Origin of the sequence: Samsonia erythrinae (assembly GCF_004342665.1) — a bacterium.
Lineage (GTDB): Bacteria > Pseudomonadota > Gammaproteobacteria > Enterobacterales > Enterobacteriaceae > Samsonia > Samsonia erythrinae.
The window spans coordinates 1-18475 of record NZ_SMBY01000006.1; the positions used below are offsets into that span (position 1 = coordinate 1).

The 18475-nt window shown below is 55.3% G+C and carries 17 protein-coding genes; 7 read left to right on the plus strand and 10 right to left on the minus strand.

What is annotated here, in order from left to right; translation table 11 throughout:
- Positions 1-1901, minus strand: a 1901-nt coding sequence (locus EDC54_RS10790) for an Ig-like domain-containing protein (protein ID WP_132456024.1), incomplete at its 3' end; no start/stop codon positions are given.
- Positions 1902-2722: 821 nt separating this feature from the next.
- The gene (yjfP, locus tag EDC54_RS10795) at positions 2723-3493 is read right to left on the minus strand and encodes an esterase (protein ID WP_132456025.1); all 771 of its coding nucleotides are present in this window, start codon (positions 3491-3493) and stop codon (positions 2723-2725) included.
- Positions 3494-3814: 321 nt separating this feature from the next.
- Here yjfP and bsmA point away from each other — a divergent pair, with 321 nt between their 5' ends.
- Positions 3815-4120 carry a biofilm peroxide resistance protein BsmA gene (bsmA, locus tag EDC54_RS10800; protein ID WP_132456027.1) on the plus strand — a complete coding sequence of 102 codons (306 nt, stop codon included), beginning with the start codon at positions 3815-3817 and terminating at the stop codon, positions 4118-4120.
- A 264-nt stretch (positions 4121-4384) separates the two neighbouring features.
- Here bsmA and EDC54_RS10805 read toward each other — a convergent pair whose 3' ends face one another.
- The 5 genes from EDC54_RS10805 to EDC54_RS10825 form a co-directional block, all read right to left on the minus strand.
- Positions 4385-4783: a DUF350 domain-containing protein gene (locus EDC54_RS10805; RefSeq protein WP_132456029.1), complete on the minus strand. Its 399-nt coding sequence runs from the start codon at positions 4781-4783 to the stop codon at positions 4385-4387.
- 25 nt (positions 4784-4808) lie between these two features.
- Positions 4809-5540, minus strand: a complete 732-nt coding sequence (gene rlmB, locus EDC54_RS10810; RefSeq protein WP_132456031.1) for a 23S rRNA (guanosine(2251)-2'-O)-methyltransferase RlmB — start codon at positions 5538-5540, stop codon at positions 4809-4811.
- An 85-nt stretch (positions 5541-5625) separates the two neighbouring features.
- Complete coding sequence (rnr, locus tag EDC54_RS10815; RefSeq protein ID WP_132456033.1) at positions 5626-8082, minus strand: ribonuclease R; 2457 nt, start codon at positions 8080-8082, stop codon at positions 5626-5628.
- A gap of 41 nt (positions 8083-8123) precedes the next feature.
- Positions 8124-8549 (minus strand): nitric oxide-sensing transcriptional repressor NsrR, encoded by a 426-nt coding sequence (gene nsrR / locus EDC54_RS10820; RefSeq protein ID WP_132456035.1) that lies wholly within the window; start codon positions 8547-8549, stop codon positions 8124-8126.
- A 429-nt stretch (positions 8550-8978) separates the two neighbouring features.
- Complete coding sequence (locus tag EDC54_RS10825; RefSeq protein ID WP_132456037.1) at positions 8979-9995, minus strand: type IV pilus twitching motility protein PilT; 1017 nt, start codon at positions 9993-9995, stop codon at positions 8979-8981.
- Positions 9996-10016: 21 nt separating this feature from the next.
- Here EDC54_RS10825 and EDC54_RS10830 point away from each other — a divergent pair, with 21 nt between their 5' ends.
- The 6 genes from EDC54_RS10830 (at position 10017) to hemW (ending at position 14258) form a co-directional block, all read left to right on the plus strand.
- Complete coding sequence (locus EDC54_RS10830) at positions 10017-10730, plus strand: YggS family pyridoxal phosphate-dependent enzyme (RefSeq protein ID WP_132456039.1); 714 nt, start codon at positions 10017-10019, stop codon at positions 10728-10730.
- A gap of 67 nt (positions 10731-10797) precedes the next feature.
- The gene (gene proC, locus EDC54_RS10835; protein ID WP_132456041.1) at positions 10798-11619 is read left to right on the plus strand and encodes a pyrroline-5-carboxylate reductase; all 822 of its coding nucleotides are present in this window, start codon (positions 10798-10800) and stop codon (positions 11617-11619) included.
- Between the two features lie 49 nt (positions 11620-11668).
- Positions 11669-12223: a YggT family protein gene (locus EDC54_RS10840; RefSeq protein WP_132456043.1), complete on the plus strand. Its 555-nt coding sequence runs from the start codon at positions 11669-11671 to the stop codon at positions 12221-12223.
- A complete protein-coding gene (gene yggU / locus EDC54_RS10845) occupies positions 12220-12510 on the plus strand; it encodes a DUF167 family protein YggU (protein ID WP_132456045.1) in 291 nt (96 codons plus the stop codon). The genes EDC54_RS10840 and yggU overlap by 4 nt, the downstream gene beginning before the upstream one ends.
- Positions 12511-12526: 16 nt before the next feature.
- Complete coding sequence (gene rdgB, locus EDC54_RS10850; RefSeq protein WP_132456047.1) at positions 12527-13120, plus strand: RdgB/HAM1 family non-canonical purine NTP pyrophosphatase; 594 nt, start codon at positions 12527-12529, stop codon at positions 13118-13120.
- Entirely contained in the window at positions 13113-14258 is a 1146-nt protein-coding gene (hemW, locus tag EDC54_RS10855) for a radical SAM family heme chaperone HemW (RefSeq protein WP_132456049.1), read from the plus strand. Before rdgB ends, hemW begins: the two co-directional genes overlap by 8 nt.
- A gap of 100 nt (positions 14259-14358) precedes the next feature.
- Here the strand turns inward: hemW and EDC54_RS10860 are convergent, their stop codons facing one another.
- From EDC54_RS10860 to aas, 3 genes are read right to left on the minus strand one after another with little or no spacing between them, the layout of a single operon-like run.
- A complete protein-coding gene (locus tag EDC54_RS10860; protein WP_132456394.1) occupies positions 14359-14814 on the minus strand; it encodes a GNAT family N-acetyltransferase in 456 nt (151 codons plus the stop codon).
- 27 nt (positions 14815-14841) lie between these two features.
- A complete protein-coding gene (gene lplT, locus EDC54_RS10865; protein ID WP_132456051.1) occupies positions 14842-16062 on the minus strand; it encodes a lysophospholipid transporter LplT in 1221 nt (406 codons plus the stop codon).
- Positions 16059-18275, minus strand: a complete 2217-nt coding sequence (aas, locus tag EDC54_RS10870; protein WP_230514502.1) for a bifunctional acyl-ACP--phospholipid O-acyltransferase/long-chain-fatty-acid--ACP ligase — start codon at positions 18273-18275, stop codon at positions 16059-16061. Before aas ends, lplT begins: the two co-directional genes overlap by 4 nt.
- Positions 18276-18475: the final 200 nt, after the last annotated feature.

The following is an 18475-nucleotide window of genomic DNA, read 5'->3' on the forward strand; positions in this document are numbered from 1 at the left end:
GGCACGTTGAAAGTGCCGTCCTCGCCCACCGTGACGCTGCCCAGTTCATTACCGGCTGCATCGGTCACCGTCACCGTGCTGCCAGCTTCCGCCGTGCCGCTCACCGATGTGCCGTCTTGCGCGATCGCCAGTTCGCCCGGGACAGCGGGGATCGTGCTGTCTGGCGCAGTTATCGTCGTCGATTCAGACACGTTGCCCGCCGCATCGGTCACCACCGTGGTGATCGTCTCGCCGTTGGTCAGCGCCGGCGACAGCGGTACGCTGAAGGAACCATCCTCGCCCACCGTCACGCTGCCCAACTCATTGCCTGCCCCATCAGTGACCGTGACCGTGCTGCCCGCCTCTGCCGTGCCGCTCACCGATGTGCCGTCTTGCGCGATCGCCAATTCACCCGGGACAGCGGGGATCGTGCTGTCTGGCGCAGTTATCGTCGTCGATTCAGATACGTTGCCCGCGGTATCGGTCACCACCGTGGTGATCGTCTCACCGTTGGTCAGCGCCGGCGACAGCGGCACGCTGAAGGAACCATCCTCACCCACCGTTACGCTGCCCAGTTCATTACCGGCTGCATCAGTCACCGTGACCGTACTGCCGGCTTCCGCCGTGCCGCTCACCGATGTGCCATCTTCCGCAATCGCCAGTTCCCCCGGGACAGCGGGGATCGTGCTGTCTGGCGCAGTTATCGTCGTCGATTCAGATACGTTGCCCGCGGTATCGGTCACCACCGTGGTGATCGTCTCGCCGTTGGTCAGCGCCGGTGACAGCGGCACGTTGAAAGTGCCGTCCTCGCCCACCGTGACGCTGCCCAGTTCATTACCTGCCCCATCGGTGACCGTCACCGTGCTGCCGGCTTCCGCCGTGCCGCTCACCGATGTGCCGTCTTCCGCGATCGCCAATTCACCCGGGACAGCGGGGATCGTGCTGTCTGGCGCAGTTATCGTCGTCGATTCAGATACGTTGCCCGCTGCATCGGTGACCACTACGGTGACCGCCTCACCGTTGGTCAGCGTCGGTGACAGCGGCACGTTGAAAGTGCCATCCTCGCCCACCGTGACACGACCCAGCTCATTACCAGCCCCATCGGTGACCGTCACCGTGCTGCCGGCCTCCGCCGTGCCGCTCACCGATGTGCCGTCTTCCGTTACCGCCAGCTCACCCGGTTCGGCGGGTGGCGTGGTGTCCGGCGCGATCACCGTCACCGGTTCGCTGCGGTTACCCACTGCATCAGTCACGACGACGGTGACGACCTCACCGTTGGTCAGTTCCTGTGGCAACGAGACGTTGAAGGTGCCATCCTCGCCTACCGCTACGCGCCCGAGTTCATTACCCGCCTCGTCGGTGAGAATAATGATGTTGCCCGTCTCCGCGGTGCCGCTGACGCTGCGGCCATCGCCACTGACCGTCACTGTCGGCGCAGCCGGCGCCGTGACGTTCGGTTCATTTGCACTCAGATCTCTATTGCCGCCGCTCCCGGACGACATAGCGACAACGCCAGCAATCCCGGCCACGCCCGCCGCGCCAGCTAAAAAGTACGGAAATATCCCCGCGCCGGAGGATTCAGTTCCACCAATACCGAGCATAAGTTCATCAATACTGGAAATGGATTCATAGGAGGATGAGATTGTCGGTTCCTTCGCCCACCAAAGCGCACCATCATCTTCTTGCAGCACCAACTCATTGTCGCCATGCTCTCCGGCCAAATAAAAATTCTTTAATACGAGTTTTTCACCGGAATGCGTCGTCACAACCAAATCGTTACCCACACGAGATAGTGATGCAATTTCTTGTCGGCTAACCTGTAATTTTATAATTGAAGAAGGCGGTACATTCAGTTCTCCAGAAGAAACGCTCGCGGAGAAACTCTCACTATTTTCTTTCAAAATAACGGAAGGATTGTTCATTTCTCTCTCACTCCCAATGAAGTATTTTCAATACATAAATCATGAAAAATCAAAGAATATGATTTTGATACTATTTGGAAAAACCCCCATTCCCCGGAAGATAACAACAAACAACCATTAGAAATGATGATAACAATAAAACCACACCAGAAAGGGGAGAAAACATCAACGGCAGGAAACAAAACAATAACCAACAAAATCAATTAATTAAAATAAATCACTAAATCTACTTTAATCTAAAATAAATAGCGAAATCAAAACCGACAGCATAATAAAAAATTCATATAGATATGATTTTAAAAAAACACCATACCATCGAGTCACTCTGGAAAAAGTGACAGTTAAACCTTTCGTCCACGACAAAATCATGAAAAGGCATTAATTAAATATAATCACGCCCTGACAACATAATCTAAACGAAAGTCACTCGAATAATTGGATCGCACCCTATAAGGAAAAGCTATCTCCCCTTATATAAAAAGGCGAAACCATTTATGATGACCGAGCGCTTAGAGCGCAAAATTTATTTTTTGGGAATCAATCAAATAAAATACCTTCCACGCCTAGCATATTAAAATATATCGACTGAAATATAATAATTACTTTATATTTTTAGCACATGCTTAACGGGATGCAAGGCGATACCAAAAAAAATTTTACTTAAGGCAATAAAAATCGGCGTAGTACGCTCAAAAACAGAAAATAACCATGCTAATTAAAAGGCTTTATAGCCATTATCACCCGATTATTTTCACGCAATTTCGTTTTATTACATATTTTCGAATGCGGATTATGTCACCCGTGTGACAACGACATAATTATCAGACTGATGGTTTTGCAGAGAGGCATCTCGTAAAAAATTCCACGCCGGCCTGTAAAGCAAAGGGGGTTATGCGGTGAGTCACGCCCGCTTCCGTTAAATACGTCAGGTTTGCCAGTTTATGGCGCGCCTGTAATGCGTAATATAGCCGTTCACTTTCCCTCGCAGGGACCACATCATCGGCATCACCATGCCAGACAAACAACGGTCTGTCAGACAAAGCATCCAGACGCGTGGCGATATCATAATCAGCCAGTCTGGTTGCCAATGCCTGAAGCGTCGCCAGATGTTCTTCATTATCGCCGGCAACGGGCGGGAATAAGGTTTGCGACAACGTAGAGAAGTAGCCGGAACCCATAAACGACGCCGCCGCTGTAATCCAGGGGTAACGCGCCATGCATCCCAGCGCGCTCATTCCACCAAGCGACGCGCCGCAAACGCCGATACGTTCGCCAGCGATCAAACCGCGCTGCCGATACTCCGCCACATAATCGGGGAACTCTTCGATATTGGTTTGCAAAATATCCCAGAAATGACGTAGCCGACGCGCGTCGTCACCGTCATAGCGAGCCCCGTGCATTGCCGCATCAGGCAGAATCACTCTGAATCCAGCCTGAGCCAGCGCATAGCCAAAATAGGAATAGACCTCTTTTGACGAGCTGTAACCATGGAAGAAAAAAATCGTCGGTAAGGGCTGGGCGCTTTTCCCCGCAGGCACCGCGTGAATCGCCTCAATCTGATTGTGAATTTTATCCACTGACATTTCGACCATGTTTTTCCTCCTGCACGTTTAACCAAGCCCGTCATGACTTGTTCAATGAAACCACAAAAATGGCATAGCGCAATATCAATGATAAAAATAGATAGTGATATTCCATGATTGATTTTTCTTCACTGATTGCCATTAACGCATGTGGAATAAGACTAAAAATCACCGCCATAAGAGATAACGCGATGATGGGACTTTCTTTTACACCCGGAGGACAGTGGGATTGCATCAACCGCGCTCATACGATCTCAACGATTTTTGTTCGCGATGAGCCTGATGATAACGCTATACTCCCCCCAATCTCACCCCGACCGGACTTCCCTTATGCACAGAGTACGGATGTTTTTCTTACCGCTCATATTGATGATAGCCGGCTGTCAGGCGATACAGGGCTCGCCTACCCCTGCACCGCCGCCGGCGGATAACGCGCTGGAAATTAGCTACGCGCAAACCAGCCAATTGGCGAGAATGGGCACCATCTCAGTGAGCGTACGTGGAAACGCAGATGACGCCGATCGCGCCATACAGCAAAAAGCCGATGATGCCGGTGCACGTTACTATGTCATTGTATTGAAATCTGAATCGACGTTTACCGACACATGGTACGCACGCGCCGTTCTGTATCGTTGAAAGGAAAAAATGGCGGAGGAGAACGGGGCCGCAATCAGAGAAGCCGCGCCTATCACCCGGTAGGAGTTTGTTGGCAAAGCCCGATAAGCGGCGATAATGGATGGATCGTAAAGACGCTGCAAGTACGTCCCTGTAAGCTCGAACCGCGCCATCCCTGGCGCGGACGCTTTACTCTTCCATTCCATTATCACCGTTCGATAAAAGATGATGGGGTTGTCAAGGGTCTGAACCGGGCTGTCGCCCGGTAGTTATCTCAATACATCATTAATACGACATGCACGCTGCATTCAAAATCCCGCCGCTGAGCGAAGCGGCACAGAGAAACACGCCAGAGGCAATGTCGTTATTCTGGATATGCTGGCTAAGGCGCGGCATATACAGGCGCACAGCGAAATAAATCACCAGTTGCACCACCAGTGCCACCGCCCCCCAGGTCAGGTAATCCAGTAAACCCACTGAATTGATGGCCGCACTGGAAAGCGGGATCACATAACCCACTAACGCGCCGCCAAACCCAATTGCCGCCGTACTGTTGTTTTCTTTAATCAGCGCCCATTCATCATGCGGCGTCACGCGCGTATAAATAAACAGAAAGGCCAGCACTAGGGCAAACCCGATAAAGAAATAGGACGCGAAAGCTAACAAAGCACTCAGTATTGGCATAGGTTCCTCTTTATCATAGGGTTCGTCAGCTTCGCTGACGAACGGCTTCAAACAAACACACGCCGGTCGCCACAGACACATTCAGCGACGACACGCTGCCCGCCATCGGGATGCTGATCAATTCATCACAGTGCTCTCGGGTCAGGCGACGCATCCCTTCCCCTTCCGCGCCCATCACCAGCGCCAGTGGCCCCGTCAGTTTGCTTTGATAAAGGGTATGATCCGCTTCTCCTGCCGTGCCGACGATCCAGATATTACGTTCCTGCAATAAACGCAGGGTACGGGCCAGATTGGTCACGCTGATAAGCGGCACGGTTTCCGCCGCGCCACAGGCCACTTTTTTCACCGTGGCATTCAACTGCGCGGAACGATCGCGCGGCACAATTACCGCATGCACGCCCGCCGCATCGGCATTACGCAGGCAGGCGCCCAGATTATGCGGGTCCGTCACGCCGTCCAGGATCAGCAGGAAAGGCGTTTCCAGATTGTCTAACAGCGTGGGCAGATCGTTTTCCTGATACCTACGCCCTTCTTTGACTTTTGCCACAATCCCCTGATGCACCGCACCATCGACCTGCTTATCCAGCCACTGACGGTTCGCCACCTGAATCACGATGCCTTGCGCTTCCAGATCGGCAATAACAGGTTGGAGGCGACGGTCATCCCGTCCTTTCAGAATAAAGACTTCCATAAAACGCTGGGGATCGCGTTCAAGCAATGCCTTAACAGCATGAATACCGTAAATAATTTCGCTCATTGATACTCTTTAAATAGTGTAAAGCGAGATAGCGGTTCATCGTGGCGTTACGGCGACGCAGGCCGCGGCAACGCCAGGACGGCCCTTATCCCTCAGATTTTTTCTTTGCGCGTTTCGCTTTAGTCGCGGCGGCGATTTTACGCGTTTTTTCCGCGTTCTTTTTCGCTTTGTCGCGGTTCTTTTTCGGCTTGGCTTTTGGCTTATCCGATTTTGCGTTGCGATCGCCTTCTTTGCGGAACGCGGCATCCGGCTCAAAATTTGCCGCCGCTTTGCTGGCGCTACGGCGACGGCGGGCTGGCTTGGCCTCGCGCACTTCCGGTCTCTTCGCGCGATCGCGCGCCGTTTTACCTTCGCCGCGTACCTTACGCGTGCTGGAAACCAGTGCAAAATCGATGTTGCGTTCATCCATATGCACCGCTTCAACACGGATTTCCACTTCATCACCCAGACGATACACCTGTCCGCGCGATTCGCCGATCAGGCGCTGGCCAATATTATCGTAGCGATAATAGTCGTTATCCAGCGTGGAGACGTGTACCAGACCGTCGATAAACAGATCGTTAAGACGCACGAAGAAACCGAAGCCGGTCACACTGGAGATGATCCCCGTAAACACTTCCCCTACGTGGTCCTGCATGAAGTCGCATTTCAGCCAGTCGGCTACGTCGCGCGTCGCTTCATCCGCACGCCGCTCCGTCATTGAACAGTGCATACCCAGTTGCAGCATTTCGTTCATATCGCTGTGCCAGCCGCCCGTTGGCGTCCAGCGCGCCTGACGGTCACTCAGCAGATATTTGATTGCGCGATGCAGCGACAAATCCGGGTAGCGACGAATCGGCGACGTAAAGTGAGCATAAGACGTCAACGCCAGACCAAAGTGACCGCGATTTTCCGGATCATAAATGGCCTGCTTCATCGAACGCAGCAGCATGGTTTGCAACATGTCGCGGTCGGGCCGATCGGCGACGTCATTCATTAACGCCGCATAGTCTTTCGGCTGCGGCTTCATTCCCCCTTTCAGGGTCAATCCCAGTTCACCCAACACGCTGCGCAGCGCCAGGACGTGATCTTCACTGGGTTGATCATGTACGCGGAACAGCGCCGGCTCCTGGTTTTTCTCCACAAATTTCGCAGCGGAGATATTCGCCAGAATCATGCACTCTTCGATCAGTTTGTGCGCATCATTACGTACCACCGCTTCAACACGCTCAATGCGTCGCTCGGCGTTGAAAATAAACTTCGCCTCTTCGGTTTCAAACGCGATACCGCCGCGCTCTTCGCGCGCGTGCTCCAACGCTTTATACATGTGGTGCAGTTCTTCCAGCCCACCAACCAGCGGCTGATAATGCTCACGCAGCTCAACGTCGCCCTGCAGGATGTTCCACACTTTGGTGTAGGTGAGGCGCGCGTGTGAACTCATTACCGCTTCATAAAATTTGTAGGACGACAGCTTGCCCTGCGCCGAAACGGTCATTTCACAGACCATACACAGGCGATCGACCTGTGGATTGAGTGAACAGAGCCCGTTTGACAACACTTCCGGCAGCATCGGCACCACTTGCGACGGAAAGTACACCGAGGTGCCGCGCGCGCGCGCTTCATGGTCGAGCGGCGTGTTCGGGCGGACGTAATGGCTCACGTCCGCGATAGCCACCCACAGTCGCCAGCCGCCGCCGCGTTTTTTCTCACAGTACACGGCGTCATCAAAATCGCGGGCATCTTCGCCGTCAATCGTGACCAATGGCAGCTTGCGTAAATCCACGCGGCCTTTTTTCGCCGCTTCCGGCACCTCTTCCGCGAGATCGGCGACCTGCTCTTCCACTTTAGGTGGCCAGGTGTGCGGAATATCATGCGTGCGCAGGGCGATATCCACCGCCAGCCCGGTGCCCATATTGTCACCGAGGATCTCGACGATCTTACCAATCGCTTTCGTGCGACGCGTAGCACGCTGCGTCAGCTCAACCACCACCACGAAGCCCATGCGAGCGCCGTTAATCTCTTCTTTCGGAATCAGAATATCAAAACTCAGGCGGCTATCGTCCGGCACCACAAACCCAACGCCGGCATCGACAAAATAACGGCCAACGATTTGCCCGGTTCTCGGCTCCAGCACGCGCACGATACGACCTTCACGACGCCCTTTGCGGTCAGCGCCCAACGGCTGCGCCAGCACCACATCACCGTGGATCGCACGTTTCATCTCCTCAGCCGACAGGTACAAATCATCTTTACGACCCTCAACGCGCAGAAAACCGTAGCCATCACGGTGGCCGATAACGGTACCACGCAGCAGGTCGAGTTTTTCCGGTAGGGCATAACATTGGCGGCGGGTGAAAATCAGTTGACCATCTCGCTCCATCGCACGCAGACGGCGACGCAGCGCTTCAAGCGCTTCTTCACCGGATAATTTCAGGTCGGCGGCTAATTCTTCACGGCCAATAGGGGTAGCGCGTTTGGCGAGGTGCGCCAGAATATATTCACGGCTGGGAATGGGGGATGCGTATTTTTCTGCTTCTCGTTCCAGAAACGGATCTTGTGACATTGCGGTTCCTCCGTTGTCATCAGCAGGAGGCTGAATTGAATTCATTCAACCAACAACAATTTATAGAGTGGCGGGTTTTCTTTGACCATATCAGCCAACGTGTATTGATCCAACTCATGCAAAAAATTCTGCACCGCTTGGTGCAGCACCTGCTTCAGTCGGCAGGCGGGTGTAATGTGGCAAAACTCGCCGCTACAGTTAACCAACGTGAGCGGCTCCAGCTCGCGCACGACATCACCGATTCGAATGGTCTCTGCCGGCTTTCCAAGGCGGATGCCGCCATTCTTACCGCGCACGGCCATCACCAAGCCGGCACGACTAAGTTGATTGATAATTTTGACCATATGATTACGGGACACGCCATATACTTCAGTGACCTCCGAAATGCTGGTCATTTTCCCGTCCGGCAGTGACGCCATGTAGATCAACGCCCGCAAACCATAATCCGTGAAACTTGTTAACTGCACATAAACCTCGATACCTCTGGGTATCATTGACTGGTGTGATAAATACGCCGCTGAAAACCAACGTGATTAGCAGATAATAAACCAGCCGTAAACGCTACGGCTAATGATTTATCCCCACATGTTGCAAGAGGCGGAAGGTTACCGTCCCGTCCTGCCAGAACGATATGATACCGGCTAGCTTTTTTACCTCACGAAACATAACGCCGCTATCGCTGCGAGGACGTCATGCTGTCATCGCTCAATCGTTTCGTCTCCATACGAAATAAAGCGCGAGGTAGCGCGACTGACTTCTGAGGACACTGAACCATTTTATAACGTAATAACAATATTATCCCGGTAAGATTTTACGCGAATCGCCGCAATTCGCTTAAAAACGAAAAGATTTGCGCCGTTTAAAAAACACCGGGTCCTGATGAAAAAAGTATTCCGCTAAACGGCCAGGACACAACGGTGTGAAATCAGTCCGTCCCTGCGGCGCTGCTGATAGTTTTGCTCGAACGTTTGCATCCCCGCCGCGGCGCCCGTCTGAATCAATCCGGGCAACTGATGCGTTTTCCCTTCCCGGATCAGGTTAGTCACCGCCGTCGTCGCCGTCAGCACTTCATAGATCGCAATGCGACCGCCTTGTGCGGCGGGTAACAGTGTTTGCGTCACCACGGCCTGTAAACAGGTTGCCAGTTGGCTGCGAACATAGGCTTTTTCCTCACCGGGAAAAACGTCAATCAGACGTTCGACCGCCTGCGACGCCGTGCGCGTATGTAGCGTCGATAACACCAGATGGCCGGTTTCCGCCGCCGTCAGCGCCAGCCGAATCGTCTCGGTATCGCGCAATTCCCCCAGCAGAATCACGTCGGGATCTTCTCTCAGCGCCGCGCGTAACGCCTGAGCAAAAGACGCGCAGTGCGATCCCATTTCTCGCTGCTGAATCAGGCTGCGTCGACTGACATGAATAAACTCGATCGGATCCTCCAGCGTAATGATGTGACGATCGCGGCTGTCGTTCAGCGCCCCCACCATCGCCGCCAGCGTCGTGGATTTACCGCTGCCCGTCGCGCCGGTAATCAGGATCAGCCCGTTCGATTTTTCCAGCAGCGTCGATAAAATCGCAGGCGCATGCATCTCCTCCAGCGAAGGCTGAACGGAAGGGATAATACGCAGCGCCGCGGATAGCCCTTCCCGTTGGCGAAAAACATTCGCCCGTAGCCGTTGCCCGCCGGGCAGCATTAATGCGCCGTCCACCTGCCCGTCCCGCTGTAGCTGCGCGCTCTGAGCCGGTGTGAGCCAGTTATCGCACCATTGCGCCACCTGTTCGGGGGTTAAATGTGGTAAGGTGTTTTCAGGCTGTAGCCTCCCATCCGCCCGTAATACCGGAGGATGCCCGCTACAGAGGTGCAGATCCGATGCATTATGTTTTACACTACGTGCTATCCACTCATCTAACTCCATAGATCAACCGCCTGAATCACCATGACGACAATCCAGCAGAATCTACAGGATATCCGGCAGCAAATCGCCACCGCCGCCGCGCACTGCGCACGGGCGCCAGAAGACATTACGCTACTTGCAGTCAGTAAAACCAAACCCGTGAGCGCGATCGAAGAAGCCATTGCGGCGGGCCAGCGCGCGTTTGGCGAAAATTACGTTCAGGAAGGCGTGGAGAAAATTCATTATTTTCGTGAGCGCCATGCGGAAATCCCGCTGTCGTGGCACTTTATTGGCCCGTTACAGTCAAATAAAAGCCGACTGGTGGCCGAAAATTTTGACTGGTTTCATACCGTCGATCGTCTGCGCATCGCACAGCGTCTGAGTGAACAGCGCCCGGTTAACTTGCCGCCGCTGAATGTGCTGTTGCAGATTAATATCAGCAACGAACCGAGCAAATCCGGCATTAGGGTTGATGAATTAGCCGAACTCGCCGCCAGCGTCGCCACGCTGCCCAATCTGCGCCTGCGCGGCCTGATGGCGATCCCCGCGCCGGAAACCGATTATGAGCAGCAGCTTGCGGTTTTCAAACAAATGGCGCTGCTGTTTCAAACGTTGTCCGTCAATTATCCGCAGATTGATACACTCTCGATGGGGATGACGGACGACATGCGTGCCGCGATTACCGCCGGCAGCACGCTGGTGCGTATTGGTACGGCCATCTTTGGCGCGCGGGACTATTCAGCCCGAAGTGCATAAACAGTCAGCGCGCATAAACCGCAAAGGCACGTCAGTTTTGACAAACAGGTGAGCAACGAGAATGCAGATGCAGCAACGTAAAATAGCGTTTATTGGCGCCGGCAACATGGCGCAGGCCATTATCGCCGGATTGGTCAACGGCGGTTACCCCGCTCAGCACATCAGCGTCTGCGCGCCTTCGGGTAAGAACCGCGATGCGCTGGCGGCAAAATATGGCGTTATCAGTTGTGCGGACAATGTACGCGGCGCTCAGGGCGCGGACGTCATTGTGCTGGCCGTCAAACCGCAGATGATGGCGTCGGTGTGCGAGCCGCTGCGCGAGCAGGTTAATTTCGCAGGCAAACTGGTGCTGTCGATTGCGGCGGGAGTCAGTATCGCCCGTTTTCAGGCGCTGCTGGGCGAACCGCTGAATATTATCCGCATCATGCCCAATACGCCGTCGCTGGTCGGCAAAGGCATGAGCGGAATGTATGCGCCGGCGTCGGTCAGTCAGGCCGACCAGGACTTCAGCGCACGGCTGATGCAGAGCGTCGGTAAAATTTGCTGGGTAGAGAGCGAACAAGCCATCAACGGCGTGATCGCGGCGGCGGGCAGTGCGCCGGCCTATTTCTTCCTGTTTATGGAAGCCATGGAGCAGGAAGCCATCCGTCAGGGTTTCGATCGAGAAACGGCCCGTCTGCTGGTGCAACAGGCCGCATCGGGCGCGAGCGCGCTGGTGGAGGCCAATCCCGATACGCCGCTGTCAACGCTGCGGGAGAATGTCACCTCTAAAGGCGGCACTACGGCAGAAGCGCTGCGGGTATTTCACGAACGCCAGCTAACGCAAACCGTGGCCGAGGCGATGCAGGCCGCGATTGCTCGTGCACAGGAAATGGAAACGCTTTTTTAAGCCCAGACGGTATCCCTGATTTTTTATCTTATAAGGAAAAGACATATTTATGCTCACCCTGACTTTTCTGGTCAAAACGCTGGTTGACCTCTATGTAATGGTTCTGCTGTTGCGCATCTGGATGCAGTGGTCACGCAGCGATTTCTATAATCCACTATCGCAGTTTGTCGTCAAAATCACCCAGCCGATTGTCGGGCCGCTGCGCCGTATTCTGCCGTCGTTAGGGCCGATTGACAGCGCTTCGCTGCTGTTGGCTTTTATACTCACGACGCTCAAATACCCTCTGCTGTTATTGATTCAGGTCGGCGCCATCTCTCTTAGCACGATGAACCTGCTGGTTGGGTTGATTTCGCTGATAAAATCCGCCGGTTATCTGGTGTTCTGGGTGGTAATTATTCGTTCCATCATGAGCTGGGTCAGTCAGGGTCGTAGCCCTATCGAATACCTGTTGCATCAGCTCACCGAACCGCTGATGGCGCCGCTGCGTCGCATTATTCCGGTCATGGGCGGCATTGATTTCTCCGCGATGGCCGTCATTTTGATCTTATATATGCTCAATTATCTGGGGATGGATCTGTTCCCGGGACTGTGGTTCCTGCTGTGAGCGCGGTCACCCGCCACGGCGATGCGCTGGTGATCCGGCTGTACATTCAGCCGAAAGCCAGCCGGGATCAGATTGTGGGGTTGCATGGCGACGAACTGAAAATCGCTATCACCGCGCCACCGGTCGATGGGCAGGCCAACGCCCATCTGACCAAATTCCTCGCCAAACAGTTTCGCGTCGCCAAGAGTCTGGTCGTGATTGAAAAAGGCGAACTCGGACGACATAAACAGATTAGAATTACCCAGCCGCAACATATCCCGACCGCGGTCGCGGAGCTCATTGAATAGACGCAGGACAAGAACGATGCAAAAAGTGGTTTTGGCTACCGGAAACCTCGGTAAAGTGCGCGAACTCGCCAGCCTGCTGGCCGACTTTGGGCTGGATATTGTCGCCCAAACCGAACTGGGCGTCGATTCCGCAGAGGAAACCGGCCTGACCTTCATTGAAAATGCCATCCTGAAAGCACGTCATGCGGCGCAAATAACCGGATTACCGACCATCGCCGATGATTCCGGGTTGGCTGTCGATGCATTAGGCGGCGCGCCGGGCATTTACTCGGCACGCTACGCAGGTGCTGAAGCCAGCGACCAGCAAAATCTGGATAAGCTGCTGCTGACCGTCAAAGACGTACCGGATGAGCAACGTCGCGCCAGCTTCCACTGCGTGCTGGTTTATCTGCGTCATGCGGAAGATCCCACGCCGATCGTCTGCCACGGATGCTGGCAAGGCGTGCTGGCGCATGACGCGGCAGGCAGCGGCGGCTTCGGTTATGATCCCATCTTTTTCGTGCCTGAACTGGGTAAAACGGCAGCAGAATTGACGCGCGAAGAGAAGAACGCGCGATCTCATCGCGGTCAGGCGCTGCGTTTACTGCTGGATGCGCTGCGTAATGCTTAAGCTTCCGCCGCTCAGCCTTTACATCCATATTCCGTGGTGCGTACAAAAATGCCCCTATTGCGACTTCAACTCTCACGCGCTGAAAGGCGAGGTGCCGCATCAGGAATACGTCGACCATCTTCTGGCGGATCTGGATGCCGATTTACCGTTGACGGGCGGTCGTGAACTGCACTCGATTTTTATCGGCGGCGGCACCCCCAGTCTGCTGAGCGCGCAGGCGATGCAAACGCTGCTCGACGGCGTTCGGGCAAGGATCCCGCTAACAGCGAACGCCGAAATCACGATGGAAGCCAATCCCGGTACGGTTGAAGCCGACCGCTTCAGCGGCTATCAACGCGCGGGGATTAATCGGATCTCCATTGGCGTTCAGAGTTTCGATCCGCAAAAACTGACGCGTCTGGGGCGTATCCACGGCCCGGACGAAGCCAGACGCGCGGCGCAGTTGGCTGCCGGTCTGGGATTACGTAGCTTTAATTTAGATCTGATGCATGGCCTGCCGGACCAATCGCTGGATGAAGCATTAGACGACCTGCGTCAGGCGATTGCGCTTAACCCGCCGCACCTGTCCTGGTATCAGTTGACCATCGAACCCAATACGCTGTTTAGCTCTCGCCCGCCGACACTGCCGGACGACGACGCGCTGTGGGACATCTACGAGCAGGGTCACGCGCTGCTGAGCGCCGCCGGCTACCAGCAATACGAAACTTCCGCCTATGCCAAACCGGGCTACTCGTGCCAGCACAACCTGAACTACTGGCGCTTCGGCGACTATATGGGGATTGGCTGTGGCGCGCACGGCAAGCTGACCTTCAGCGACGGACGCATTCTGCGCACGGTGAAAGTCCGTCATCCGCGTGGCTACATGGAAGGCAGGTATCTGGATAAACAGCACGACGTCGCCAACGACGATCGGCCTTTTGAATTTTTTATGAACCGCTTTCGCCTGCTGGAAGCCGCCCCGCGCGCGGATTTCACGGCCTATACCGGTTTAGAGGAACCTAGCATCCGCCCGCAGTTGGATCAGGCGCTGGCGCAAGGCTATCTGACGGAAACGGCCACCCACTGGCAAATCACCGAGCACGGTAAACTGTTCCTGAATTCCCTGCTGGAGCTGTTTCTGGCGGAAGATGAAGAGTAGCCATCATTCCGTGGGCACGTTTTCTTAGGCAAAACGGCCCACCGCTTCCCACCCCTTGATCCTTTTACAATGTTTCCACCGTCTGACGGAAACGATGGGCCTAAAACGCCGACCGCATATCAATATGCGGGATGCCGTCTTCATCGTACACCTCACCGGTCGCCACAAAACCAAATGCGCCGTAGAACGATTGCAGATGCGCCTGCGCGGACAGGAAAAGAGACGTTTGCGGCCAGTGGCGCGCGCACGCAATCATCACCTGCTCCATCAGTTGATGCCCCAGATGTTGTCCGCGGGTATGCGGCGCGACAATCACGCGCCCAATCGTCACCACATCATTGTTCGGATGGGGCGCGAGCAATCGGGCGCACGCCGCCAGCTTGCCGTCACGGTACGCCGTAATATGACGATTGCCTTCCACCAGATCGCGGCCGTCAATATCCAGATAGGGACAGGTTTGCTCGACCACGAATACCTGATTGCGCAACATCAGAATGTCATACAGTGAATTCACGTTAAGGTCTGTCACATCCCAGTCGTGCCACGTCAGACTCATCTGCGCCCTTTTCTGTTCGACCATGAATTATTCTTCGCCAGCGGAATGAACACGGCGCCGGGTCAGAATCATCCATGCCCAGAGCGCCGCGATCGCCAGCGCAAACAAAATGCCAAAGCCCATTCCGATAGTGATAACCGAAACGCCGAGTTTTACCACCAGTGAGTAGAGCCCCAGCATTAACAGCATCGCGCCATTCTCGCCCAAATTCTGTACGGCGATGGCATTCCCCGCGCCAACGCTGGCTTTCCCACGCTCCTGCAACAGCGCATTCAGCGGGACAATGAAGAACCCACCCAACGCCCCCAGCAAAATCAACAGGGAATAAGCGCTCATCAGGTTATGCTGAAGCGTGAAAATCACCACCACCACGCCAATCAGAAACCCTGCGGGCAGACAACGCCGGACGCTATCGAGCGTGACCAGTCTGGCCGCCGCGCCGGCCCCTAAAACGATGCCCACGGCGACCATCGCGTTCAGCAATGTCGGGGTGGCATTATCGGTAATACCGAGCGCTTGCGGTACCCACAGCACCAGCAGGAAGCGCAGCGTCACCCCCGCCCCCCAGAACATGCTGGTGCCAATCAACGACAGACGCGCCTCCCGGTCACGCCACAGTGTCCGACTAGCGGAAAAGAAGCTGCTCACCATCCGCACCGGATGCCAGGGCTGTCCCGGGCGCGCGGCGTCAAGATGGGGGATCAACATGTTTGCCCCCAGCGCAACGCCGTAGGCCACCGCGCAAATCAGCAGCGCCGCATAAATATTCCAGTCTGCCAGCACGCCGCCAGCCACGGAACCGGTCAGAATCGCCGCAATGGTCGAGGCCTCCATCAACCCGTTCGCTTTGACCAGTTGATCGCCACGCGCGATCTCGCCCAGAATGCCGTATTTCGCCGGCGAATATGCGGCGGCGCCAATGCCGACCAGCGTGTAGCCCAGAAAGGGGTTCCCGCCCACGCAAATCAGCAGCGCCCCGGCCAGTTTTAGGGTATTGGAGAACATCATCACCCGGCCTTTGGCGAAACTATCCGCAATCTGCCCGACAAACGGCGCCAGAATGATGTATGCCGCCACAAACCCCATCTGCAAAAACGGCTGGCTCCAGTCGGGATACAGCAACTGTTTGATTAACGCCAACGTGGCAAACAGCAACGCGTTATCGCCAAACGCGGAAAAAAACTGCGCGATAATCACCGCGCTCATACTGCGCGACAGCAACGGCGTCGCCGGCCCAGCTTGTTTCATACCGTTCTCTCCGATGCGTCCGTCGTCGGTTGCGCTGAGTCTGGCAGTGCGGAAACCGGTGGCTCACCCCCCGCTTGTTCAGCCATCTGGCGCAGCGTAACAAAATCAGGCTTACCGCTACCAAGCAGCGGCAACGCTTTCACATAGCGAATATCACGCGGCACGGCCAGTTCCGGAATGCCGCTGCTGCGCGCCTGTGCAAGCAGCGCCTCGCGGGTTATCTGGTTGTCCGTCGTGAACAGCACCAGCGCTTCGCCCTTACTGCTGTCGCTTTTCGCACTGGCCGCATGTTGCCCATCCGGTGACACGTTGGCCGCCAGCTGTTCGACGCTTTCAAGTGAGACCATCTCCCCTGCCAGCTTCGCGAAGCGCTTCACACGACCAAGAATAGTGCAGAACCCTTTTTCATCCAGTTCGACGATATCCCCCGTGTCATACCAGCCCGACTGCAATTCACCCTGCGCACTCTCCGCCGCCGGCGCTTCAAGCACGCCGGGATTTTCTACCCGCAGATAGCCTTTCATGATATTCGGCCCGCGCAGTTGCAGGCGGCCACCGCGATTGATCCCCGGCACCGTCATCAGACGCGATTCGATTTCCGGCAACAGTCGGCCAACGGAATGGATTTTTGTCGCCATCGGCACGTTGATGGCCACCACCGGCGCACACTCGGTCACGCCGTATCCTTCCAGAATGCGAATGCCGAATTTGTCCTGCCACAACAGCCGCGTCGCTTCAGACAGCTTTTCCGCGCCGGCAACCACATAGCGCAGACGGGCAAAATCATACGGGTGGGCAAAGCGTGCGTAGTGGCCTAAAAACGTAGACGTCCCAAACAGCACGGTACAGTTCTGGTCGTAAACCAGTTCCGGCACAATGCGATAGTGCAACGGGCTGGGATAGAGGAACACCCGTGCGCCGGTCATCAGTGGAGTGAGTAGCCCAACCGTCAGGCCAAACGCATGGAACAACGGCAGCGCGGACATAAAGCGGTCGCGCGGCGTGAAATCCGACACGGTACGAATCTGCTCGACATTCGCCAACAGGCTGTCATGGGAATGCACCACCCCTTTTGGGTTCCCCTCCGAACCGGAGGTAAACAGCACAATAGCGGCGTCATCCGGCTTCTGCGCCAGCATCGCACGGGCGGGAAACCACAGATGGAACAGGATCCACAGCTTATCCGCCAGCGTGACGGTGTCTTTTAAATCTTCCAGATAAACCCAGTTCGCCTCGCTGACCTGATTCGGCAGATCCGTCAGCTTGCCCTTATCAAGAAACTGGCGCGACGTCACGATGGTTTTGATCCCCGCCGCGCTCATCGCGCTTTGTATCCCTTTTGCGCCCGCGGTGTAGTTAAGCATCGCGGGAACCCGGTTACGTAACGACGCGCCCAGGATCGCGGCGGCGGTAATGGTCGCATTCGGCAACAGCATGCCGACATATTCATCCGCACGGGTGAAACGCTGCAAAATGCGCGACACGCCGAGCGATTTTTTCAGTAACCCCTGATAGCTGTCCTCATTAAATGAGATATCGGCAATGCTGGCGGAATGTCGTCCGTAGCGGGTTCTCGCCGCCAGAAACGCCTGATACAGCGTATGATGAGGACGAGTGTCCATCCGCGCTTTCATCATAATGTCGTGCAGTCGCTCTCCCGCCAGCGCACGCCGCTCTCTGGCGCTGTTCGCCTCCGGCATCGGTAAGACGGTGGGCGGCAGATAGGTAATGCGGATCTGAGGAAAACAGCGGCGTTTAACCACGCCAGACAGCCGACCAAACGGCGTGAACTCCGCGCCGTCAATGCGCACGGGAATAATCGTCGCCCCCGATTTGGCGGCCACAAACGCCGCACCGCTGTAAATTTTCATCAGCGATCCCGTGACGCTAATGCGCCCTTCCGGGAAGACCACCACCGGCTGCCCGCGTTCGATAACCTTGATAAGCCCTTTGATCGCCAACGGTTTGGTGGGATCTAACGCGACAAAATCGACATAAGGCCTCAGCCAGCGCATAAACCAGCGATCGGTAACTGAGGAGTACACGGCAAAAACGGGTTTTATCGGTAAAAATAACGCCAGCAGGACGCCGTCGAGGAAAGAAACGTGGTTAGGAGTAATGAGCAACTTAGGTTGCTGAAACTGGCTTCTGTCGCCTTCGATCTGGATGCGGTACAGACGCTGGAACACCCAACGTAACAGGGTAAAAATCATGTCTTCTCCCAATAGACAGATAAACGGGGCAGCCTGACGAAGCGCAAAACCACCGGGTGGTACGTCAAAATACTACATCCTCGCCATCTTTCAAATTGTGGACTCGTTGACATCGCCCGGTGACTGCCGTCGGCACATCCCCTCATCAGCGCGAATGCCGACAGGGATGGCGAAAGTGGGAAATTCAGGCAAAAAAAAAC